This window comes from Clostridium chromiireducens (genome assembly GCF_003575225.1).
GTDB classification, from domain to species: Bacteria; Bacillota; Clostridia; order Clostridiales; family Clostridiaceae; genus Clostridium; species Clostridium chromiireducens.
This window is the reverse complement of record NZ_QXDJ01000002.1, coordinates 1,145,789-1,170,951: the sequence shown is the minus strand read 5'-3', so window position 1 is coordinate 1,170,951 and position 25,163 is coordinate 1,145,789. Positions and strand designations below refer to the sequence as shown.

Below are 25,163 nucleotides of genomic sequence, written 5' to 3'. Positions count from 1 at the left end.
TAATAAAAATAGTAAGTGACTCTAATTAAAATATTTTACTTTTTAATTTAGAACCACTTACTATTTATGAAAATATGTTAAATACTTAAAAGTATTTCATTTATTTCTTCACTAACTTTCAATCTTTCATCATAAACCCATTGCACATCTAATTTTAAGTTAAATATTTTAGAGAATGAATAATACATATTTATCTTTTGATAGTATATTTCTAAGTCATCTAAACCACCTCTAAAACATTGAGGTTTAAATAATTCATCCTGCTTATTAACAAATAACTCATCCACATAATTTAAGAAAGTATCCATTAATTCATCACTAGAAACATCAAATGGAACTTTTAATAAATCCCATTGTATTTCCTCATTAAGTTTATATTGTTTTAACCTATCTAAAATCAATATATACTCACTAACATCCATCTTAGTATAATAGTCCAACTTTTCTTCTCTTGTACTCCAAAGGGCTAACTTCTCACTTAAAGGTAAACTTCTGATTCTCAATATTACCTCTGATGGTCCTATAACGGCCTGGTTTATTATTTTATCTTCTGTTTCTAATTTTGACTTAATTATCTCTGCATTTCCGGCAATGCTTGCAACATAACCTACGTCATAAATTCCTAGTCTTCCCGCACGTCCTGCAACCTGCTTTATTTCCTGTGAGGTAAGTTCACGTACCTCTTCTCCATCAAATTTTCTTATACTCATAAATATAATTCTTCTGATAGGCAAATTAACTCCCATTCCAATAGCATCAGTTGTTACAAGAATTTTTGTCTCTTTATTTACAAATTGCTCATATTGCATTTTTCTAACTTCTGGAGGCAAATCCCCATATATTATACTCGCTTTAATATTTCTAGCAGAATATTCTTCTGCAATTTCTAATACCCTCTTCTTAGAGAATACTACAATTGCATCTCCTTCTTGAACATCGTTATAACTAAAGTTTTTAAATTCAACTTCTAATGGTATTGATCTCTTATACTCCTTTATTTCATACGCATCTTTGCAGTCATTTATCATTGTCTCTAATATGAATCTTGCATTTGCTGCACCACATATATGAATCTCATCGCATTGTAGTCCAAGAACAGCTTTACTCCATGCCATTCCACGAAAAGGATCACTAATCATTTGAATTTCATCTATTACTGCAATATCATAGTGCTCTTTCAAATTAGCCTTTTCAATAGTGCATGATGTATGAGTAGCGCCTACATTAATGATTTCTTCTTCACCAGTTTGAAGGTTGCAAATTACACCTTCTTTATTTAACTTTTCAAAATTCTCTAAGGCAAGGATTCTAAGCGGCGATAAATATACACCTTTTTTTGCATTTTTCAAACGTTCCAAAGCATTATATGTCTTCCCTGTATTAGTATCACCTAAGTGAATGTAGAATTTTCTTTTCATACTTCTAGCCGCAAAATATTCATCTTTTGGATTCTTAGGGAAGTTTTCTTCAAATTCCTTTGCAATTAAGCTAGGTATATGCTGTTTTACAAGTATAGTCATTAATCCTTGATTTAAATAACTATTATAGTTTCCACGTAAGACCTCATAGAAATCAAAGTCGGTATTATTCCTTTTATTATAGGTGTCAAGTAATCTCTTTGATACATTCTCTAATAATTCTTCATATCTTTCATATACTTCTTTAAAACCTTTTAAACTTTGACTTTCTAATTCTTTCAGCTGCTTTAATTTTTTTCTTATTGAGCTTTCATGTTCTATAAGTGCTCCAGGCTTTGAATGTTCTACGATTTCTTCTATTTGGTTTATTTGACTTTTATATTTCTTAAAGTCTCTTTGTGCTGCATTATTCTTCATCTATACCACTCCATATACATAACTTCTATTAAAAACTATAAAATAATAATTCCATCGCAATTTATAATACAACTATGATTAAGTTCATCTATTATTTTATATAGTTACATGAAAATTATACCATACTCATGCAGTTCTAATATAAAATACTTCGTATTTATTATGTAATATTATTTAAATTTCACTCATATACTTAACCATAAGCTGCTTACTTGCTTATCTAAATAACTATAATTAAGGCGGTGTATTTAATGGAAGTGATGTACGTAAAATATATTAAAGACAAAAGATATTCTATTATAAAAGAAGGCACGGATATTGTAATAGATAATTCAGAAATAATACCATTTAATTCTATGGAAAAAGAAAAAGCAATTGAGTATGATGCTACTAATTCTAAAATAAAAGAATTTGATTCTAATTGTAGTTTCGATAACAACATTAATGATGAAATTACTAATTTTTTCTTTAATGCAATACATAAAAATTATTTGTCAGCTAGGAAAAAATCATCTAAGAAACTGTAAAATAATTTTTATTTATAAGATATCTTTAATCTATAAGTTATAGGATTCCTCAATGATAATCGAACTTATGTGCATACTCACCGAAAATGAATAAACCACTTCCTAGTATATTAATATATAAATCCTTCTAAACCCTGATGATTCCTATAACTTTTTATATTTTTATCTTTTTAAATTGTTAAAAAAATAAAAATATAAATATATAACTTTATAAAAGGTAAAAAGTTATATATAAAAAAAGTTTTGCTTTTTTATATATAACTTCTTATTTACTATTTTATCGTATTTATTAGCGTGCATACCTCTTCAAGATTTCCACTATTATATTTGTACAAATATCCATTCCTTCAACTGATATATGTTCAAATTCCCCGTGATATGCAAATCCACCAGTTCCAAGATTAGGGCAAGGCAATCCCATGTAACTTAGAGTTGCTCCATCAGTACCTCCACGTATTGGTTCTATAACAGGAGTGACATTTAGAACTTTCATAGCATCTATTGCGTTATCTATTAGATGCATGCAAGGCTTAATATTTTCAAGCATGTTTTTATATTGATCCTTTAATGTAACTTCTACTGTTCCCTCACCATATTTTTCATTTAGCAATTTTTCGATTAATTGCATCGTTGATTTTCTGTTTTCAAACTTATCACTATTATGGTCTCTTAATATATATTTCATAGATGCATGCTCAGTATTAGCTTTTAAACTGTCTAAGTAATAAAACCCTTCATATCCTTCTGTATATTCTGGTCTTTCACACGATGGCAACATAGAATTAAATTCTATAGCTACATTCGCAGCATTAATCATAGTATTTTTTGCAGAACCCGGATGAACTGATACACCTTTAATTTCTACTTCTGCAGCTGCAGCATTAAAGTTCTCATAAGAAATCTCACCCTCAATTCCACCATCAATAGTGTAAGCAAAATCTGCTCCAAAATTTTTAACATCAAATAAGTGAGCCCCAAGCCCCACTTCTTCATCAGGAGTAAATCCTACACATATTTTCCCATGAGGAATATTTTCTTTTATAATTATTTCACAAGCTGTTAATATCTCAGCAATACCTGCTTTATCATCAGCACCTAATAATGAAGTTCCATCGGTTGTAATTAATGTTCTTCCCTTTAAATCTTTCAAGTGTGGAAATCTATCTGGAGATAAAACACTATTATTTCCTTTTAATATAACTTCCCCACCATCATAATTTTCAATTATTTGTGGTTTTACATTTTCTCCATTTGCCGCTGGTGCAGTATCCATATGTGCTATAAGCCCTATACTTGGCTTACTTTCATATCCTTTTGTCGCTGGTATAGTTCCATAAACATAACAGTTTTCATCAACTTTACAATTTTCAAATCTAAGACTCTTCATTTCCTCTACTAAGATATGCGCTAAGTCAAATTGCCTTATGGTTGTTGGATGAGTATCAGAATTTTCATCTGATGTTGTGTATACTTTCACATACTTTAATAGACGTTCATAAGCTTTCATATTTTCTGTCTCCTTTTATTTACATATAAATTTCCATAGTAACCTTTTACTTAATGGAAAACAATTATATAACCATTTTACTTATTATCATTCCAGAAATCAACAATAGCTTGAACTTTAGATTAATTTAGATTTTTTATATAATCAAAAACATATACCTCAGTACCCTAGATTTGAGTGCATATCAAAACAAAGAAATTATATAGATGTTTGTAACCGCAAGGGCATTAAATTAAATATGCATATAAAAATAAGCTGATTAGGTTCTTAATGGCTGGTTGTTCCACTTACTGCTTGTCACAACGAAGTTGGGAGCATGCAGTAATGGTGCAACCAGCTATTTAGAACCTTTCAGCTTGTTTTCATAGCCCTATGGAATAAACATGTATTCAATTTCGGTGAGTATACACATAAGTTAGATTATCACTGCGGAACCCTATATTATTTTATAAATTCAATTTCACCTTTTGATAATTTAGCAATTCTTGCTAAAGAATAAACATCATAGCCTTTATCCTTCAACATTTCTGCTCCCTTTTGGAAAGATTTTTCAATAACTATACCTATCCCAGCTACACTTGCTCCTGCTTCTTCTATTAAACGTGCTGCTCCAAGTGCTGCTTCACCGTTAGCTAAAAAGTCATCTATAACTAATATATTATCATTCTTGTCTATATATTTCTTAGATAATGTTAATTCATAATCTGAGTTTTTAGTAAATGAATGTACTCTTGTTTGATATACATCACCATTTAAAGTTTTTGAACTTTGCTTTTTTAAAGTTACCATAGGCAAATTCATTTGCATTGCAGTCATTACAGCTGGTGCTATTCCTGAACTTTCAATTGTAAATATTTTTGTAACTTTATGTTTTTCAAAATAGTTTTTAAAATATGTGCCCATTTCATACATCAATTCTGCATCAACTTGGTGATTTAAAAATGAATCAACCTTTAATACTGTCTCCGATAGTGCTTGTCCTTCTTCTAATATACGTTTATGTAAATTCTCCATTATTCTACTCCAATCTTTTCTTCTTTTAAAATTAAATTTAATATTAATGCAGCAATAGTACCGGTTGAAATACCTGATGAAAATATCATTTTAAGTCCTTCAGGTAATTGGCCTATAAAATCTGGACGGAATGTAATTCCAACACCAAGTCCAATTGCTGTTGCTATTATTAACAAATTACGATTATTTAATTCAACTTTGCTTAAAGTTTTGATTCCTGATGCTGCAACTGTTCCAAACATTACTATTCCAACTCCACCTAAAACAGGTTGAGGCATTATGTTTATTAATGCAGCAAATTTTGGTAAGAATCCCAATATAACTAATATTATTCCTGCCATCATGGCAACATATTTACTTGCTACTTTTGTTAAAGGAATTAATCCTACATTTTGACTAAAGCATGTATTTGGAAAAGTTCCAATAAATCCTGCAAGCATACTTCCAATTCCATCAGATAGTACTCCAGCTCCTATTCTCTTATCATCCATTTCAGCTTTTGAAACTTCTCCAATGGCTTTTAAACAACCTACCGTTCCAATTGTAGCAACAAAATAAGCTGGAATAAACGGAAGCACTAATTTCAAATCAAAATTTACTCCAAAAGCAAATATCTTCGGAAATGATATAAATTCCGCTGAATTCACTGAAGAAAAATCAACCATTCCAAGTGGAATACAAATAATATATCCAACTGCCATTCCAATTAATATTGAAGCACTACTTACTAAGCCTTTTCCATATCTGTTTAAAAGTAATGTAATAATCATTACAACCATTGCAATTGAGATATTAAGTAAATTACCATATGAAGGTGAACCAACTCCACCTGCAGCCCAATCCATTGATACTGGCAATAAAGTTAACCCTATTAATGTTATTACTGTACCTGTAACTAATGGTGGGAACAACTTCATTACTGGTCTTATTACAAAACTTAAAAATATACCTACTAGCGATCCTAGTATTGTTCCACCTAGAATACCTGGTAAGCCATAAATGCTTCCAATAGCAATAGAAGGTGCTACAAACGTAAAATCTGTCCCCATTATACAAGCTACTCTTGCTCCAACAGGTCCTATCCCTCTTGACTGAATAAATGTCGCTATACCAGCTGATAGTATTGTTGCGCTCATAAGCGCTGTTGATGTAAATGCATCAAATCCCAATGCACTTGAAATAACTAATGGAACGACAATAATTCCACCAAAAGCAGCAAATATATGTTGAAGCCCAAGTAAAATTTGTGTTGATAGACTCGGCTTGTCATCAATGCCATAAAGGAGTTCATCTGTTTCTTTTTCTTTAAACTCCACATTCTCAGTTAAAATTTCTTTGCTAGTTAATTGCATCTTCGTTCATTCTCCCTATGTAAAATTTAATCATACATGGACACGTAAATTATTCATCTATATTCTTGAAAAGTTTTCAAAAAAATACAACACCTCAACGAAATAATGAGGTGTTGTATTTTTATGTAAATATATAAGTAAATAATACTTAACACTAAAACACTACCTCGTAGTCTGCTAATTTACGGATAGCAGGTAGAGACTTTCCAACCATAGTATCGGAAATATACGAGTCTTCTGTATGAACTATTTATTAATTATATCACGCTTCTAATTTTTAGACAAATAATTACTAATTATTTTTATTATTCTTTAATTTTTATCACAAAATTCTCAAAACAAACTGTGTGATGCTATACTAGCACTTTCTTCTTTCTCCTTGTTTTTCTCATGCGGTTTACGTAAATCCTGCCATATCATGCTACAAATCAGTAGAATTATACTTATCTCTTTTTCGCCTTTAATCTTACTGTATGTTACTTATTTCGACGAGTTATATGTTGTTTATCTATATAGAGTTTTACAATGCTGATTTACCAATTTCTATACGTCTAGTTTTCTCGTTAAAATATACATTAATATTTTTATAGTCTTCTTCTAAAACCATTTTAGTTTTTCCAAAGCAAAATATTGTATTGCTATACGCTAAAGCTGCCGTTATCTTCCCCCACTGTGGTACAATGAGCGTTGTAGATATAGAAGCCTTACTTCCAACTACTCCTGCACTAATATTTTCACCTGCACTTAAGACTCCGCCTCTTGCAACTGAATCAGATCTTGTAAATATTATGTCTCTCATTGCAGTTAACTTTGAGGTATATTCACCCTTACCACCTATTATTATATTTCCAGTAGATTTTATCTCACATTCCTGGCAGTATCCAATACGTATATCTAATGGAACAACTATGCTTTTATCGAAATAGTCTATTTCATTATCTAATATATTAAGCAAAGTACGCAAATCATTTAAAGATTTCATTTCTATGATTTTAAATCCCAACACTTTATCTTTAAGATAATCTACAAGTTTACTCCTCTTAGTCTTATTTTTAATATTTAATGTTACTATGTTCAACGCAACCTTTTGGAAATCTCCAAAACTTTTTTCAATTAAAGTCCTGATAAAATCACTGCTTTTGAAATTTGAACCGCCTATGTTTAAACCGTTAATATGTTCAATCATTTTAGTAATTATATCTTTAAACTCTGCCAATACATCTACATATTCTTTTTTTCTAATATCAATTTGACCAGATAAAATTTTAGAATTCATTGCATTTCCTAAAATAGTTATTTCTCCACCCGTAACTACATTTGCAGTATTAACATTTTGACTTACATCGAGTGAGCCTCCTGCACTAACAAACATGTTATCATCTACGCTATCATAAACCTCAATATCCCCGTAAAATTTAATATTGCAGGTTTCCATATTTACAGATTCAACAGAATATATTGGGTTTACGCTAACATTCCTATTTGCTATATGTGCTTTTCCATCTATTAGTGCAATTATGCTATTCCCCTCAATTTTACAGCCCTTGGTAGCATCAATTGGCAGACTTCTCATATACTCTCTTTTTATTGTCTGTCCTAAAACGTTCATTCCATCTTCACCATGAACTTCCGGAATTATTTCAGCAATCTTATCCCCTGAATTAACATTGGAAATCCTAAATAAGTTTTTATAGTCAACTTTTTCATCAGAATCCGGTTCTGGAAAATACATTTGAGTTGGAGTAAAAAATAATTTTATTTCACTCGGCTTATCATTAATTGGCATTTTCCCCTCTGCAACTAATACTTTTTTTGCAGTTCCTTCTAAAGCTGACTTCAATCCTTCCTCTTTAATCCCATAAACCACACCATTCTCTTTTAAAACCCTTTTTATTTCATCAGCAGTAAAATGTTTTGGTTCCTTTTCAAAAGATATTTCAGCAGAAACGGCTAAGTCTAAGAATACATCCCTATCCTTAATTTTATATTCTACTTCTGACGTATATTTAACAATTATATACGCCTTCATTTTATCTTCTGAAATAATAACTTCTACTTCCCTGCTAGATGAAGTTTTTTCACAAGTATAAGTTATCTTATCTTTTGAAGTAACCTCATATGCTTTAAAGCGTTCACATGGAACATCATTAATAACTAAATTAATATACTTACGAGCTTTTATGGTTATAACCTCATTATTAAGTCCATCACTTACTATTATCTGACCATTTACAACCTTCGCGCCCACTTCTCTTTCCATAACTTTCCCCCAAAATCTTAAACAGTATTAAGCTATTTAAATTTTTTATTTATCTCTAATATTTTATTAACTAAATCATCATTTATCTCAGGTGGAATAAACTCTGGTTTACTAAAATAATATCCTTGTAAATAATCTACCCCTAATTCTATTAATTTTTCTAATTCCTCTTTTGTTTCAACACCTTCTGCAACTATTTTAATTCCTCTTTGTTTTGCGTACGTAACAAGGTTTTTAGATATCTGTTGTCTATCTATATCTTTATCTATCCCTCTTACAATACCCATATCTATTTTTACAAAGTCTGGCGTAATCGCGAGTAATACGGCTTCATTATTATACCCTGAACCAAAGTCATCAATAGCAATCTTCGCGTTCCATTTCTCAATAGATTTTCTCTTTTTAGAAATGAACTCTCCATTAGAACGTTCATTTTCAAGCAGCTCAATAACTAATCTATCAAGATGCTCTCCATACAACGCCTCTAATTTTTCTGAATCTTCATTTGAAAGGGCATGATTGGGTATAGAATTAATAAAAAGTTTTGTATCTTTAAACCTTTCTATATTATTTGCAAAAGCCTCAAGAGCTTTAAAGAATGTTATTTTTTCTATCTCATATAATCTAAAATCTGCTGTTGCGAGTTTTATTATTTGAAGAGGATTTTTAAGTGATTCTAATTGTGAACGCATAAGTGCTTCGTATGCAAATATTTGTCCAGTCCTTGCATCAACAATTGGTTGAAATGCATATCTTATAAGCTCCTCATCAAGTAATTTATTTAAATCTTCTTGACTGCTAAAAAGGAATGAATCTTCCCCATAATCATCTTTGTTAAATTCACTTATGTTACCTTTTATAGTTCTTTTAATTTTGTACATTGCAAAATCAGAATATTTTTCTAAATCTTGAAAAGATACAGCATCATCTGGATACCAAGCTACTCCTGTTGATATTCTCACCTTTAATTCCCTATTATTAGGCAATTTAAGTGCTGACTTTTCAATATTTTCATGAACTTCCTTTATAATTCTCCTAATAGCATTTTTACTTTCATATCCATATAAAAATGTATAGAATTCATCACCTGATCTTCTTCCTATTATACCACCATACTCTTCAAATTTCTTCAATTGTAGTGAAGCTTTTCTTATATATTCATCACCATAATCATGACCATATGTATCATTTACATATTTTAGATTATCTAGATCCCACATAACAAATGCCCCAATATTTATATCTGCTTCTTCCAGCTTTTCTCTTACATTATTATAAAAGGCACGTCTATTCAATATATTTGTAAGTAAATCATAATCTCTCTCATACTCTATTTTCTGCTTTTCTAATACCTCTTGTGTAACATCACTTATTACTCCCAAAGTTCTATGCTTTTCTTCTAGTATTCTAAGTTTGACCCATTTTACTTGGGCATTTTTCTTCTCAATTTTATATACTTCATCTGCGTTGCCTTCTTTAGATTCAGTAATCTTATTTAATACTTCGTTAAAATATTGTATATCGATGGACGTATGAAATTCATCTGGTTTTCCAATTCCTATAACTTCAAAAAATGTTTCAGTACACAAAACTGTATTCTGGCCCTTTTTATATTCAAAGGCTCCTATAGGCATATTAAAAAGTTTTATTATCTGAGATAATTTAGAAGCTGAATCAGCTACATTTGTACTTAAAGTCATAATAGCTGATGATAATTCATCTATTTCCGATATATTAATTTTATTAAGTTTTAGTGGTCCCCTAGGATCACTCGTTTTCACATCCCTAGCTAGATTTCTTATAGGCCTTGTTATTCTTCTACCATTAATTACAACAACTATAATTCCTAATATACTTGATACAGTCAATGAAAAAGCTAACAAAGTTTTAAATCTATCAGTATAATACAGAAGATTATTTCTTTCTACAATACCAATGAGTGCCCATTTTTCATTTTCAAATGGCGTATTACTATTATATAGATTAATGTACTTTGTACACGCATATGCAACTTTATTAGTATCCTTCATTTTTATTTCATATATAGAATTATATACTTCTTTTGAATTTAATCGGGTTTCATTTCCTTCTGATAACATTTTGTTAATCATTGGTCCTGTATTTGTTACTCTATCAAAATTCATACTTTTATTATTATCTACCCCTAATATATATATACCTTGCCCACTCGAATCGATTTCCTCATAGTTAAGAAGCGAATTTAAATACTTCATAGAAATATCTATCCCAAGAACTCCATATGGTTTATTATCATTATCTACTAAAGGAATCGAGTAAGTCATTATTTTAATATCCTTCTCACTTAAGTAAAAAGGTTTACTCCAATAGCCCAAATCTTTATACGATAAATGATTATAATCACTTGCAGCATTTAAGGGCTTTAAAAAAAATTCTTTAGGCGAAACTACTGCTTTGCTACTTGAATCAAATATAAATTTATTATTCCACCAAGTATCTAGTGGAATCCCCAAATTTTGCGCAATAGATGCTGGGCCTCTTTCCATAAGCAAATCTGAGTTATCACTTGGATTTGAATTAGGATCCAGGTCTCTAAAATATAGCCCTCCTTTTTCGCCAGAATTATTATTAAGAATTATAAAAGCTCCTGTTACATAATTCTTCCTTAACATAAATATGACATCATTAGAAACATCATTTAGTAACTCTGTTGTTAATTGTCCATTATCACTTATATCCTTTACTGTAAGCCCTTTATTTTTCAATAATTGTGAAATTCGAGCATTAATTATGCTCTCCGATTCACTGAGATTACCCCAATGCTGTATCATCTCATTTTGCAAATAATTAGTTCTTGATTCTATTTTTTGACTTAATATATTAAATGAATTATCTCTAAGAATATCAATTATCCCGCTAAAAAAAATTGCACCTACAAATAAAACTACTTGTACAATCATTATAATTATCATAGGAATCAATAATTTTCTAATTATTGAATTTTTATTATTAGCCAAAACCATTATTTCCCCCACTCATTATAACTTATCTCCTTACATAACAATTATATATTGATAATACTTATACGACCGTTCGTACATTTTCAGTCAGCTCCTTAAACCACTTATCAAAATTTTCATCATTATCATATTTTTCAATAATCTCTTCTTTCGAGCTACCGCTATCTAATTGAGCCTTTATTTGTTTTCTATCAGACTTTGCTTTATCTACCATTGATTTTTCTAAAATATCTCTTGCCTTATTTGCTCCATTGAAAGCTTCATTAGAGTAAAATTCGAATTCTTTTTCTTGATTTATTGCAACAAAAATAGCTTGTCGGGATTTTTGTGGAATCTCCAAACTGTTATTTTCTTTAATTTTTTTCTTAATTACGTCATAACTATTTGCATCCTTTTTTACTGGTAAATATCCAGAATTCATTGAAAACTCTATATTTCTATCTATACCCGTAAACCATTTTAAGAATTCAGTAACTGCATATTCACGCTTTTCATCGGATTTAATAAGTACCATTCCTGCTCCTTGTTGAGGCATATACCCTTTCCCTTCCTTAAATTTAGGAAGAGGCAGCATCATTGGCTGAATTTTATAACTTGTTTCCTCATTTGTTATCACTGCGTCTGGAAAATATTCAGCTCCGCTTGTTGATCCAACAAATGAAATAATATCACCTGTTTTAGCATCATCAGAGCGGAAGCGTCCATAAGACGCGTAATATCCATTTATGTATGGAACATAAAAATTATCCCACAATTTTCTCATAACTTTTTTATTTATATTAACTTTTAATTTTCCATCTTCCATATTAAACATATCTTCGCCTAATTGCTTACTTCCAACTATCATATAGTTAGCCATTGCATCTCTTCCAAAAAAGGCTTTTCCATCATTTTTTGTTTCAGTTTTGCTATCTGACCATTCATAATATTGTTTAGCTAGATTTGCAATTCCTTCCCATGTTTCAAAGTCTTTTATATCTGCATTAGTCTCCTCTGAAAACGTGTCCCAATCTGTTTTATTAACCATAAGTATTTCCGTAGACTTAGCTATTGGAAATATCTTCAATTTATCTTCGCCATTTAATTTTCCTTCATCAATATAATTCCCTACATACTCAGCTATTTCGTCTTTAGTTAAGTATTTATTGAAATCAGATAATATTCCTAATCTATCCACTTCAAATGCAGTATCGGGATACGCCATAAATGCATCTGGCATTTTACCTGTTCCTACTTTTTTATTCGCAGTATCTATAATTTTATCCGTAAGTTCATTAATACTACCTTGATTAAAAGCCTCAACAATTATTCCTTTATCTTTTCCTACCCCCTTATTAAACTCCTCAATCATTTTATCAAATTCTATTTTCTGTACCCCATTATAATAATGCCATATTTGGATCGCTATTGGATCTTCTTTATCCAATCCATATTTATTCCTAGAAATAACATTGCACTCAGTTAAAGTAGTCAAACAAATCATTAATGCTATCACTATTTTAGTCAAATTCTTACACTTTTTTAACATCTCAACCCCGCTGTATAAAACATATTTATTCATTATCTCTAATTATAGGTTAAAATTCATCTAAATTCCATAAAATAATTAAAATTATATATCAAGAATGACATAGATTTTAAACTCCTTAATTAAGTATTGTAAAATTTATCATTATTGATAATTTTAATATTTATAATATATTTTTATAATTTCACGAAAATAAGGCTATATAAAATAGCTATTACTTCTATTTTATATAACCTCATACTTTTTTGTATTCATAGACTAGATTTTAATTTCGGTTTTATTCCTTATTATTAAAGCAAATTTATTTATATTTTAAAATTCAAAACTAATTCAGTTAATTTTTCTGCCCTTATTGACTGCTCTTGAGCTACTACTGCAACCTGTTCAATTGCCTTATTAGTTTCACCTATACCTATTAATATTTCTTCTGAACTATCCTTAGTATTTTGCATATTCCCAGCAATTGTTTGTATCACACTTGATATTTCTTCTGTCGATGCATTTAATTCTTCAGTCATTGATGCAATATTTTGAGATAAATCACTAACAAAAACAGCATCTTTTTCATATTTTTCTCCTGTATCAATTAATAGATCATAATCTTTTCTTACTCTATTATCTATATAATTCAGTATATCTTTTGAATTGTCTGATAAATTGTTAAAAGCAACTTTAACATTTGATATTACATTCTGTATATTTTTCACATACTCAGCTGACTGTTCAGCTAGTTCTTTCACTTCATCTGCTACAACTGCAAATCCTTTCCCATTCTCTCCTGCTCTTGCGGCTTCAATTGATGCATTTAATGAAAGCAAATTAGTTTGGTCAGCAATCGATGCTATTGATTTAGCAATTATACTTATTTCTTCAACTACCTCTCCCTGCTCAATCGCATTTATAATTTTACTTTGCTTTTCTCCATATAGTTTATCAGCAGCATTCTTAGAATTATAACCTTTTTCTCTTATTTCAGATGCCTTATCTTTAATTTGCACCGATTGATGGCTGCTTTCAGTTGAATTTGCTGCTAATTGATTTATTCCCGAATTAACATCCTCCATAGTTGCCGATAGTTCCTCAGTAGAAGAATTAATTTCCTGTATATTCATCACTATATGTGAAGTATTCTTATCTATGTTATTAAAATTATTAGCCATTTCTTCCAAAGTAGCAGATAACTCTTCACTAGACGATGTCATCCCTTGAGCTTGATCAATTATATTTTCAATAACAGATTTCATTTTATTCTTCGCATTATTCAAAGCCTTTATAAGTTTTCCGAGTTCATCATTACTTTTACTTTCTAGAGAATATGTTAAATCTCCATTTCCCAATGCTTCAGCAAATAATAACCCTTTTTTTACTGCATTTGATATATATCTTGATAGTATAGTTCCGATAATTACTGCTAAGGTAATTCCTACACCTAAAATTATATGCATTATATTAATTGTTATTTTATAATCTTCCGCGTTATTATCATTAGCTTCTTTTGCTAAAGTTTGATTTATTTTAATCAATTCATTCAACTTTTCAAACATATTATCTCTAGCTTCAAATAATTCGTCTTTCTTTTTAATTGCTTCGACATAATTTTCTTTATTAAGTAAATCAAAAATTTCACTTTGTACCGATGCATAATTTTCCAGATTAGAAACATAACCATCAAATGCCCTTTTCTCATCATCTGACATAGTTCTTTTACTATAGTTCTCAACATATGTAATATTTGCTGATTTAATTTCATTTATTATTTTTATACCTTCAGCCGTTTTAGTAGGATTACCATCTATAATCATCCCCTGCACTATGGACATTTCATCAAGTAAATTTTCCTTAATCGAATGTATTTCATCAATTCGTTGAAGGTTATTGGTATATATTTCTTGCGCACTATTCTCTATTTTTGACATACCAAACTTTCCAAAAAAGCCTGTTACTCCTATTAAAAGCGCAATAACTATAAATCCTGTTAGCAATTTTACTTTGATTGATAAATTTCTTATAATTTTCATACTTGTCCCCCTGAAAGTTTATTATCATTAAGATTATTTTTATATTAAAGCACTTATAAATTCCAAATTAATTCTAATTTATAAAGTTTTCTATAATAATTAAGCTTAATATTTAATCTGATAGCTTACCTCATCCATATCCCCCTTCTACTAAAACAAACCAGATACTGACTTTTTCATAAGTCAGTTGAGAATAAAATCAATATGGTATTACAAGATCAGATTTCCTCTTCACACATATTATTCTATTTTATTAACCTTAACAATAGCTTAACATGTATATATTAATTGTATCTTCTTAAACCATTAATAATTCTATTCTCTCCCCAATAATAATACATTTAGAATCCTTCCCATGCCCAATTTCATCGGTTTTAACTATTGGCATATTCGGATTATCGACAATTCCTTTTACTATCTCTTCGATATCAGGAGAATATTTTTTTCTTTCCATCTCAGTAAAACTTCCAAGTATTATTCCTTTCACTTCACCAAATACTCCCATTTGTTTATATTGAGTTAAATATGTTACCATTTTAGGGACATCTCCACCTAAACTTTCTAAAAAGATAATTTTGTCTTGAAAGTCAGGTATATATTGGGTTCCAGCTAATTTTAAAAAGCATCGTAAATTTCCCCCAACAACAATCCCATCCATAGAATTGCCTTGAATCCACTTATAGTTAAAATTTAAAAGTTCATTTCCTGATTCCATAAACGTGCTCTTAAATTCTTTTATTTGCTTTTCCTTATAACTTTCAATTAAATTTCTTATCTGATACAAATATGTTTTTAAACCGGCCTTTGAGTATAATGAATTTATAATAACCGAAAGATCACTATATCCAAAGAAAGACTTTGGATTATTTCTTATGATTTCAAAATCTAAATAGTCCAAAACCTCATTAGCTAAATCTCCACCTGAGATATCAAATATGGCTTTAATACTACAGTCCTTAAAAAAATCCATCAAAACTTCTGCTCTTTCACTTCCAGTACCATTAAACACAGAAATTTTTCTATATATTTTGTCGCTAAACACAACTTTTAACCCTAATAAACTTAATGTGTCTTCTAATTCTTTCATTTTTATTTTATTCGCTTCTTCTAATCCATTTGAACAGGCGATAATTCCAACTTTGTCACCATTACTTAATACTTTCATAAATAATCTCCTTTAAATACTATTCGAGTAGTTTAATCTTTTATAATAATCTTATTTTATTGTATCGTACATTCCCGTACAAAAAAAGTTTCTCTATATAATAAACTATATACCTTGAATACTTAGGACTCAATTACAACTCAACCGCTTGATATCTTAACCTAAAGTTTAGTTATTATAATTATAAAGAGAGGTTAAACTAACTCTTTCGTAACCCAATCATTATTATGGATAACAAAATTAGAATAACCTCTCTTTAAATCATAGGATTTAATAATATATTTATACTTATCTAATGCACGGTATATAAATATTTTCTAGAATGCTGCTTTAAAAATATTTAATACATCCTTTTCTTCTAGTGGTTTAAATGCATATTTAAAATATGGATTCATAGCTTTCTTAGCCATTATTTCAAGTTTATCTTCTTCAATCCCAACTTCCCCCAATGTACCTGGTATTCCAAGATCTTTAAAAAATTCTGCTGTCTTTTCTATTGCTTTATTAGCTATTTCAAATTCATCTAAGCCTTTATCTATTCCCCAAACATTCACTCCATACTGTGCAAACTTATAAACTGTAAACTCATCTAATGAATATCTCATCCAATGAGGAGTTAATATTGCAAGACCCACCCCGTGCGTTATGTCATAAAAAGCACTTAATTCATGTTCCATAGGATGAACTACCCATGGCGAACTGGTTCCATAAGAAATAAGACCATTTATTGCCCAGCTTGAAGCCCACATTAAATTAGCTCTAGCATCATAATCCTTAGGATTTTCTATTGCTATCTTTCCATATTTTATACAAGCTCTGAGTAATCCTTCTGCTGTGCTATCTTGAATATCTACACCCTTTGTGTGATTAAAATAAGTTTCAAAAATATGACTCATAATATCAGCTGTTCCTGCCGCTGTTTGATTCTTAGGTACTGAATATGTATATTCAGGATCTAATATAGATACTTTTGGTTTCATATTTTCATGCCCTGTGCCTATTTTTTGGTTAATGCTCATATCTGAAATTACCGCATGCCTATCCATTTCTGACCCAGTTGCCGATAGTGTTAATATTGTCACTATAGGTAAAACTTCATTAATTTTTTCTGGATTAGTTACTAGGTCCCATGCATCGCCTTCATATTTTACTCCTGCTGCAATTACTTTTGCACAGTCTATAGTACTTCCGCCTCCTACAGCAAGAACTACCTCTACATTATTTTCTCTACATATTTCAATTCCTTTTCTTACTGTTTCAATTCTTGGATTAGGTTCTATACCTGAAAGCTCAACATATGTCACTGAATTATCATCTAAGATTTTAATCATCTCATTATATAATCCAATTTTCTTGATACTTCCTCCACCATAGGCAATTAGTACTTTATTTCCATATTCTTTAATTACTGTTGCAAGTTTTTTAATTTGACCTTTACCAAAATAAACTTTAGTAGGTATTGAATAATTAAAATTTTCCATAAACGCTCTCTCCTTATTAGTAAAAAATTAGAGTAATAATTATATCAGTTACATAGAATAACCTATATAAATTCTACACCATATACTTAGCTTTAAGTCAAGAATTTATACACAATTTTTCCCTATTTTTTTATACTGAAGCTATTTTTTCTTCTTTGCTTACAATTGCTTTCCCATTCCATTTCTTACTTCTCCACCTAAAATACATGATTAGCCCTCGTACCCATTCATCCATAGCTAAAGCTATCCACATACCTGGCATACCCAAATTAAAAGTTATGCTAAATACATAAGCCAGTCCTACACCAATTGTCCACATAGAACATACTCCAACAAACACTGGAAATCTTACATCCCCACAAGCTCTAAGGCAATTTATAATTACAAGATTAAAAGTCCTTCCAGGCTCAAGAAAAGCATTCACAAATAATACTGCCGCTCCAAGTGCTAATATCTCCTCATTGCTTGTGAATATTCCAAAAATATTCCTTCCCAATGCGGCTACTAAAATTCCTAGAATTGTAGAAACTACAAATGCTTTTTTTAGCGAAGAGAAACATAGATGATATGCATCCTCTGTTTTTCCTCTCCCTACTAATCTTCCCACAAGGATTGATGATCCCTGAGCTATAGCAACTGAGAATACAAAAATAAAAATACAAATATTATTTATATAACTATTAGTAGTAACTGCTGCAATACTAATATGTGTTAGTATAACTGTTGTTACTAATTTTGCTACAGAGTATGATATATTTTCTCCCGCGGATGGTACTCCCATATGAAGTATGTTTTTAACTTCTTTTTTATCAATTTTCCTTAAATACTTGGACGAAAAGTTTGGTAATATCCTCTTAAACAAGTAATATCCTAGAAAGATAGTCCCAAATACCTTACTTATAGTAGTTGCAGTTGCCGAGCCTTGAACCCCAAGACTTGGTGCTCCAAACTTACCAAATATTAATATATAATTTAGGATTATATTAAATATATTCATTACAAACGTAGTATACATACATATACTTGTAAATCCAAAAGCTCTTATAACTGAAGTAAAAGTTGTCGTTATAGCTTGAACAATCATAAAGCCTCCAACTATCTTTATATATTGAGAGCTATATGTCATAAATTCTGGTGCTACATTCATCCATTGTAAAATATACTTTGAAAATAGTAGAATTATCAGACTTATTATTCCGCCAAAGCATAAATTTATTACAAGAGATGTTCCCACAAGCCCCATGATATCTTCATCTTTCTTTTTAGCTCCTATGTACTGTGAACAAATTATTGTAGTTCCTGAAGTAATAATAACAAATAATAGATTTAACATATTTATTATTTGATTAACTATTCCTACTGCTCCTACAGCATCGTCACTATATTTTCCAAGCATAAATATATCCATGCTTCCAAGTAACATAAGTAATAACATCTCAACAAAAATAGGCCAAGTAATCTTAAATAAATTCTCTTCTAATTTTATACTTGCATTTTTCATAGAACTTAAAATCTTCCTTTCTGATTATTTAAGCAAATACCCTGAAAATAAATTGTAGTTAAACGCTATAATAATCACTTAGCTTTATTTAGCGTTTAACTACTGATTTAATATAATTCATTAACTATATTTTTATCTATTAAACAAATTCTTTATTGCTTACTAGATTAGGAATTATAGCTTTTCCATCAATAATTTCTATGGCTTCCCCATTGATGGTTACTGCTCTTTCATTTATATTATTAAATATAAATTCTATATGTGTGAATTTATCATCATATTCATAATCTATAATTTTAACCTTTATTTCAACCTTGTTATTATTATTGATTACTTTTATTTTATAATTATTAAATTCCCCAGCTTGATATCTAAAACTTTCTCCATCATCAGTAAAATGATGATATTTTGTTTCTGTTTCTTCATTGCATAGAAAAACTTCAAATGTTAGCTTATTAGAATTCTTTTCTCCAATATAGTTTTGTTCTTCTGCTACCGAAATAATAGATCCCCCTTTAATAAATATTGGACAAATATCTAGTGGAGTTTCTCTTATTATATATTGACCACCCCTATATTCTTCTTTTGTCCAATAATCTACCCAAGTTTCACCTTCAGGAAGATATATTATTCTTGCTTTAGCTCCTTGTTCTACAACTGGTGCAACTAAAATATTTTCACCACAAAGGAATTCATCATTAATTTCATAAGTATTTTTATCATTCTGATAGTTGAATAATAACGGTCTTATAATAGGTGCACCATTTTTACTGCAATTCCACATACTATCGTATATATAGGGGATTAACTTGTATCTAAGCTTTATATATTTTTTATTTATTTCTTCGGTACTTTCATCAAATGCCCAAGGTTCTTGATCTCTTGTTCCCATTGCCGAATGATTTCTAAAAAGTGGAGTAAATGTTCCTACTTGAACCCATCTACTTAAAAGCTCTTCACTGCAATCATGGCCAAATCCGCCCACATCTGTACCACAGAAAGCCATTCCGCTTAACCCTAAATTCATAAGCATTGGTATAGACATCCTTAAATGTTCCCAGGTACTCTGATTGTCCCCAGTCCATATTGTAGAGTACTTTTGAGTTCCTGCATAGCAGGCTCTAGTTACTATAAATGGTCTTTTTCCTGTTGCTTTTTTTAACCCTTCATATGTAGCCTTAGCCATCATATGACCATATACATTATGAACTTCCTTATGAGTTACCGGAATTCCATCATTATCAAACATTACGTCATCAGGAAGCGGACCCTTAAAACTAGCTGGTTCATTCATATCATTCCAAATACCACTCACGCCTGCTTCTGTCATTATCCTTTGATTTTCTCCCCACCATTTTCTTACTTCTGAATTCAAAAAATCTGGATAAACAGAATCCCCTGGCCACACTTCATTTCTATAGACTATTCCCTGATTATCAGTCGCAAAATATCCGTTTTTCAACCCATCATCATAAATATTATATCCTTTATCTACTTTAACCCCTGGATCTATAATAGTTACTACCTTAAATCCCATACTATTAAGCTTTTTAATCATTTCTTCCGGATTATTAAATCTCTCATTATTCCATGTAAATACTCTATATCCATCCATATAATCTATGTCTAAGTACAATGTATCACAAGGTATTCCTTTTTCCCTAAAGTTATTCGCAATCTCCATAAGCCTTGCCTTATTATCATAAGACCATCTGCATTGTTGATATCCTAATGTCCACATTTGAGGTAAAGGCATATTTCCTGTAATTTTTGTATATCCTTCAACTACGTTTTTTACTGATGGGCCATAAATAAAATAATAATCTAAATTACCATCAACTCCTGCAAAATAATAGTATTTCGAATTATCTCTTCCCATATCAAAATGTGTTTCAAAATGATTGTCAAAGAATATACCAAAAGCATTTCCTTTATTTAATCCAATTAAAAATGGAATAGACTTATAAAGTCTATCAAAAGTTTCTCCATGTGGTGCAGGATTATCAGTATTCCAGTTTACATAATGATAGCCTCGTTTATTTAGATGCCCACTTCGTTCTCCAAGTCCATAAAAAAACATATCCTCTTCCATTTGTTTGGACACATATACTTTAAACTCTTCATCGTTATTAAGGGCATGCCCTTCTGCCTCTGCTAACATAAAGTCTCCTTTTCTTCTTATAAAAGGGTCTTTTTCACCTCTATAATCTGCACAAAGCAATGTTCCCTTTTTGTCATAAATATCTACTTTAAACTCATCATAAATCCTAACTGTTAGTTTTTCTGTTAATAATTGAATTCCATCTGCTATATTCTCAATTTCAAAATCACAATGGCTATCTTTTAAATTTTCTACTGCTTTAGAATTTCTTTCTTCTCTAAATAAAGGTGCAAAGAAGTTAATAATATGTGAATTTACTACATTTACAAACACTTTTTTATTATTAAATTCAATACTAATTACGTTATTCTCAACTTCATAGTTTAGTAACTTTCCAAAACCTTCTTTATCTCGTTTACATTTTTCCATAATCATATCCTCCATTACTAACTTTAAAAACAAATTAATTTTAGGTTGTTTTGCTAGATTAAATTTATTTTAAGGCTCAGACCAAGGGGTATTCGTAAATATTAACTGAGCCTAAAATATCTTGGTAATTCAAATAACCATAACTCTATAACAAACTATGATTATACTGTTATTATATAACTATAAAACCTAACTTTCTTGCAGAATAGAGGCGAATAATATAAAAATACTGCTCTTTTAAAAATTATTAAATATAAATTATTTATTCTACTGATCTTGAAATTACTATTTAAATTAAGTTGAGATTATTTAATTAATAAAAAAGAGGTAAATATGATAAAGTTATAGCTGTAAAAACTTCATCACATTTACACTCTTAAAAGTTAATTAAATAATTATTTTAGGTAGTATAGCTCCTTAATAAAATTAATGCATTGCTCCGTTCCAATCAAGGTAATATCCATCTACATATGTATTGTATGCCATACTTCCGTTAGAATTTAAATAATACCATGTCTCACCATCATTTATCCAACCAGTTTGCATTACTCCATCAGCATCCATGTAGTACCACTGTCCCCTTACATTTCTCCATCCACTTGCAGGAGTACCTTGCTCTATTAATATCCACTTTCCGTCCTTGGTTTTCCCCCAGAAGTCACCCTTTCTCCCAGTACTCGGTGTAGAACTTACTATGACATTTCCTAAATTTGATTCTACAGTGGTATTAGTTGCTGTTGACGTCGAATCACTCTTATCATTACCGCTGTCATTACCAGTTTCTGGCGTTTGGGTACTTGAAAAACTATTTTTATATGAGTTAACTTTGTAATTGCTTTTATTAACGTCTTTCCATTCAAATCCTGGTTCTAAATTATTTAATTCGTCTTTGGTATAATCGCTATCTTTCGAAGTTGCCGCAAAAGTCGCGCAAGTTCCTTGAGCTAAAATTGCTGCTATAACTAATGATACGATTTTTATTTTATTGCTTTTCATCCTTCTCATCTCCTAGAATATTTTACGTAAGTTTTTAATGTAAACCAAAATTATATTCTTATGATTACTTTCGATTATTTTTTTCCATACTTAAGGGTTTTTATAGTAATATTTCTAATAAATATTACTTATTTATTAGATACATAAAAAAACCATAGTGTAATTATATTTACATTATTATATAAAATTAGTCCCAATTAAATAATTTAATTGGGACTAATTTTTTTTATTAAATTTTATTATTAAATCTTTTACAAAGATCTATCATATCTTCTTGCGCATTAACTGACCTTCCGTCTGAATCTATCTTTGTGTACGATCCATCTGAATTTAAAATTCTACTTTTAACATTATCTTTTAAATATAAGCTGAGCATTTCTTTTAATTCCTTTTTAATTTGCTGATCTTCAATTATTGTCATAGTTTCTACTCTTTTATCTAGATTTCTGTACATCCAATCTGCACTTGAAATATAAATTTCTTCATTTCCATTATTATGAAAATAATATATCCTACTATGTTCTAAATACCTTCCTACTATGCTTCTTACCGTTATATTATCACTTAATCCTTTAATACCAGGCCTTAATGAACAAATTCCTCTGACTATAAGCTCTACTTTAACTCCCGCTTGAGAAGCTTTGTATAATGCTATCATTAATTTTTTATCAATTAGTGAATTCATTTTTGCGATTATTTTTGCTGGCTTGCCATGTTTAGCATGCTCTGTTTCTCTTTCAACTAAATATTCTAATTTTTTTCTCAATCCATATGGAGCAATTGTTATTTTACTCATATTTTCCGGCTTAAAATATCCAGAAAGCATATTAAAGATAACAGATGCATCCTCTCCATATTCTGGTTTTGCAGTAAGAAGCCCTATATCTGTATAAAATTTTGCTGTTACATCATTATAGTTACCAGTTCCTAAATGAACATATCTTTTTATTCCTTTCTTTTCCTGCCTAACAATTAATAATATTTTACTATGAGTTTTAAGTCCAATAACTCCATAGATCACGTGGCATCCGGCTTTTTCTAGCTGTCTCGCCCAATGGATATTATTTTCTTCATCAAACCTAGCCTTTAATTCAACTAAGACGGTCACTTGCTTACCATTTTCTGCTGCTTTTGAAAGTGCTTCAATTATAGGAGAGTTACCACTTACTCTATACAAAGTTTGCTTTATGGCTAGTACTTTTTCGTCCTGTGCCGCTTCTTGAACTAATTTTACTACTAATGAGAAACTTTCATAGGGATGATGAATAAATATATCTTTTTTACTTATCGCTTGAAATATATCACACTCTTGTAGTTCCTTTACAGGAAGGCTTTTTATTTGTTCAAATTTCAGTTCATTATATCCTTTTATACTATATAACTTATTAATAAATGTTAAATCGATTGGTCCTTTTATGGAGAAAATTTGATTGTCTGATATCTCAAATTCTTGCTCTAATTTATTTGTTATCCTAGTATCACTAGTATCTTCAATCTCTAATCTTACAGCTAATCCCCATCTTCTTTGTTTAAGAGATTCTTCAATAGTTTCTAGTAAATCTTCTGCTCCTTCCTCGTTTAAGCTTAAATCTGCATTTTTCGTGATCCTATAACAAGCAGTAGTCAAAACCTTAAACCCAAATAGCTCACATAAATGATTTTTTATAACATCTTCTAAGAGAATGAAATTTTCTCCTTCTCCTCCTGGAATAGGCACTAATCTTTCCAATACAGATGGAACTTGAATAGTTGCAAAAATTTCTTGATCACTTTTATTTGCCTTTAACATTATACCTATATTTAGCGTTTTATTTAATAGTAATGGAAATGGCCTTCCTGAATCTATAACCATAGGAGTTAAAACTGGATAAACAATATTTCTATAATAATCTTTAACAAAATCAAGTTGTTTTTCATTTAACATTTCATACGTGAAAATTCTTATATTTTTAGATCCTAAATGATCATACAAATGTTCATATGTACTATATTGATCATGTACCATTTTCCTAACTCTATTTAAGATTCTCTCTATTTGCTCACTTGGAGTTAATCCTGATACTTCCCTTTCTTCAAATCCTGCCTGTATTTGACTATATAAAGAACCAATTCTCACCATAAAAAATTCATCAAGGTTTGAACTAGATATAGCTAAAAATTTAAGCCTTTCTAAAAGAGGATTCGTATTGTCCTTAGCTTCATCTAAAACTCTTTGATTAAATTCTAACCAACTGAGCTCTCTATTGATAAAATTTTCATGATTATCATATGTATAAGTTTGATTCATAATAATTCTCCTCACCCAAAAGTTAAATCTTCTTTCAACTTATTTTAATTATTTGTAATAATAGTATTTAAAATACACTTTGAATATTGTAATATATTTAAAAGTATACTAATATAATCTAACATTTTTGTTAATTCTATGTTAACACATTATTATTTATTAG

The 25,163-nt window shown here is 29.8% G+C and carries 15 protein-coding genes and 1 riboswitch; of the genes, 1 reads left to right on the top strand and 14 read right to left on the bottom strand.

Features of this window, described 5'->3' with window-relative positions; genetic code table 11:
• Positions 1–77: 77 nt before the first annotated feature.
• Complete coding sequence (locus D2A34_RS10675) at positions 78–1,835, bottom strand: helicase-related protein (RefSeq protein WP_079439670.1); 1,758 nt, start codon at positions 1,833–1,835, stop codon at positions 78–80.
• A gap of 251 nt (positions 1,836–2,086) precedes the next feature.
• On the opposite strand from D2A34_RS10675, the gene D2A34_RS10670 reads away from it, so the two are divergent.
• Complete coding sequence (locus D2A34_RS10670) at positions 2,087–2,362, top strand: hypothetical protein (RefSeq protein WP_079439671.1); 276 nt, start codon at positions 2,087–2,089, stop codon at positions 2,360–2,362.
• 289 nt (positions 2,363–2,651) lie between these two features.
• On the opposite strand, the gene pepT is transcribed toward D2A34_RS10670, so the two are convergent.
• The 13 genes from pepT to D2A34_RS10605 form a co-directional block, all read right to left on the bottom strand.
• Positions 2,652–3,869 carry a peptidase T gene (gene pepT / locus D2A34_RS10665; protein WP_079439672.1) on the bottom strand — a complete coding sequence of 406 codons (1,218 nt, stop codon included), beginning with the start codon at positions 3,867–3,869 and terminating at the stop codon, positions 2,652–2,654.
• Between the two features lie 441 nt (positions 3,870–4,310).
• Entirely contained in the window at positions 4,311–4,883 is a 573-nt protein-coding gene (locus tag D2A34_RS10660; protein ID WP_079439673.1) for a xanthine phosphoribosyltransferase, read from the bottom strand.
• Complete coding sequence (locus D2A34_RS10655) at positions 4,883–6,235, bottom strand: uracil-xanthine permease family protein (protein ID WP_079439674.1); 1,353 nt, start codon at positions 6,233–6,235, stop codon at positions 4,883–4,885. Before D2A34_RS10655 ends, D2A34_RS10660 begins: the two co-directional genes overlap by 1 nt.
• A 150-nt stretch (positions 6,236–6,385) precedes the next feature.
• A riboswitch (purine riboswitch) is annotated at positions 6,386–6,487 on the bottom strand.
• A gap of 268 nt (positions 6,488–6,755) precedes the next feature.
• Complete coding sequence (locus tag D2A34_RS10650; protein WP_079439675.1) at positions 6,756–8,495, bottom strand: DUF342 domain-containing protein; 1,740 nt, start codon at positions 8,493–8,495, stop codon at positions 6,756–6,758.
• A gap of 32 nt (positions 8,496–8,527) precedes the next feature.
• Complete coding sequence (locus tag D2A34_RS10645; RefSeq protein WP_079439676.1) at positions 8,528–11,497, bottom strand: EAL domain-containing protein; 2,970 nt, start codon at positions 11,495–11,497, stop codon at positions 8,528–8,530.
• A 58-nt stretch (positions 11,498–11,555) separates the two neighbouring features.
• A complete protein-coding gene (locus tag D2A34_RS10640; protein ID WP_242966014.1) occupies positions 11,556–13,055 on the bottom strand; it encodes an extracellular solute-binding protein in 1,500 nt (499 codons plus the stop codon).
• A 272-nt stretch (positions 13,056–13,327) separates the two neighbouring features.
• Entirely contained in the window at positions 13,328–15,040 is a 1,713-nt protein-coding gene (locus tag D2A34_RS10635) for a methyl-accepting chemotaxis protein (RefSeq protein WP_079439678.1), read from the bottom strand.
• A 298-nt stretch (positions 15,041–15,338) separates the two neighbouring features.
• Positions 15,339–16,205 carry a S66 family peptidase gene (locus D2A34_RS10630; RefSeq protein ID WP_079439679.1) on the bottom strand — a complete coding sequence of 289 codons (867 nt, stop codon included), beginning with the start codon at positions 16,203–16,205 and terminating at the stop codon, positions 15,339–15,341.
• Positions 16,206–16,522: 317 nt separating this feature from the next.
• Positions 16,523–17,686, bottom strand: a complete 1,164-nt coding sequence (locus D2A34_RS10625; protein ID WP_119366589.1) for an iron-containing alcohol dehydrogenase — start codon at positions 17,684–17,686, stop codon at positions 16,523–16,525.
• A gap of 130 nt (positions 17,687–17,816) precedes the next feature.
• Positions 17,817–19,187 (bottom strand): MATE family efflux transporter, encoded by a 1,371-nt coding sequence (locus D2A34_RS10620; RefSeq protein ID WP_079439681.1) that lies wholly within the window; start codon positions 19,185–19,187, stop codon positions 17,817–17,819.
• 139 nt (positions 19,188–19,326) lie between these two features.
• The gene (locus D2A34_RS10615) at positions 19,327–21,717 is read right to left on the bottom strand and encodes a glycoside hydrolase family 31 protein (protein ID WP_119366588.1); all 2,391 of its coding nucleotides are present in this window, start codon (positions 21,715–21,717) and stop codon (positions 19,327–19,329) included.
• Positions 21,718–22,143: 426 nt separating this feature from the next.
• Positions 22,144–22,713 carry a PspC-like choline-binding domain-containing protein gene (locus tag D2A34_RS10610; RefSeq protein ID WP_079439683.1) on the bottom strand — a complete coding sequence of 190 codons (570 nt, stop codon included), beginning with the start codon at positions 22,711–22,713 and terminating at the stop codon, positions 22,144–22,146.
• A 229-nt stretch (positions 22,714–22,942) separates the two neighbouring features.
• On the bottom strand, positions 22,943–25,000 hold the full coding sequence (locus tag D2A34_RS10605) for an RNA degradosome polyphosphate kinase (RefSeq protein WP_079439684.1): 2,058 nt from the start codon (positions 24,998–25,000) through the stop codon (positions 22,943–22,945).
• Positions 25,001–25,163 lie beyond the last annotated feature (163 nt).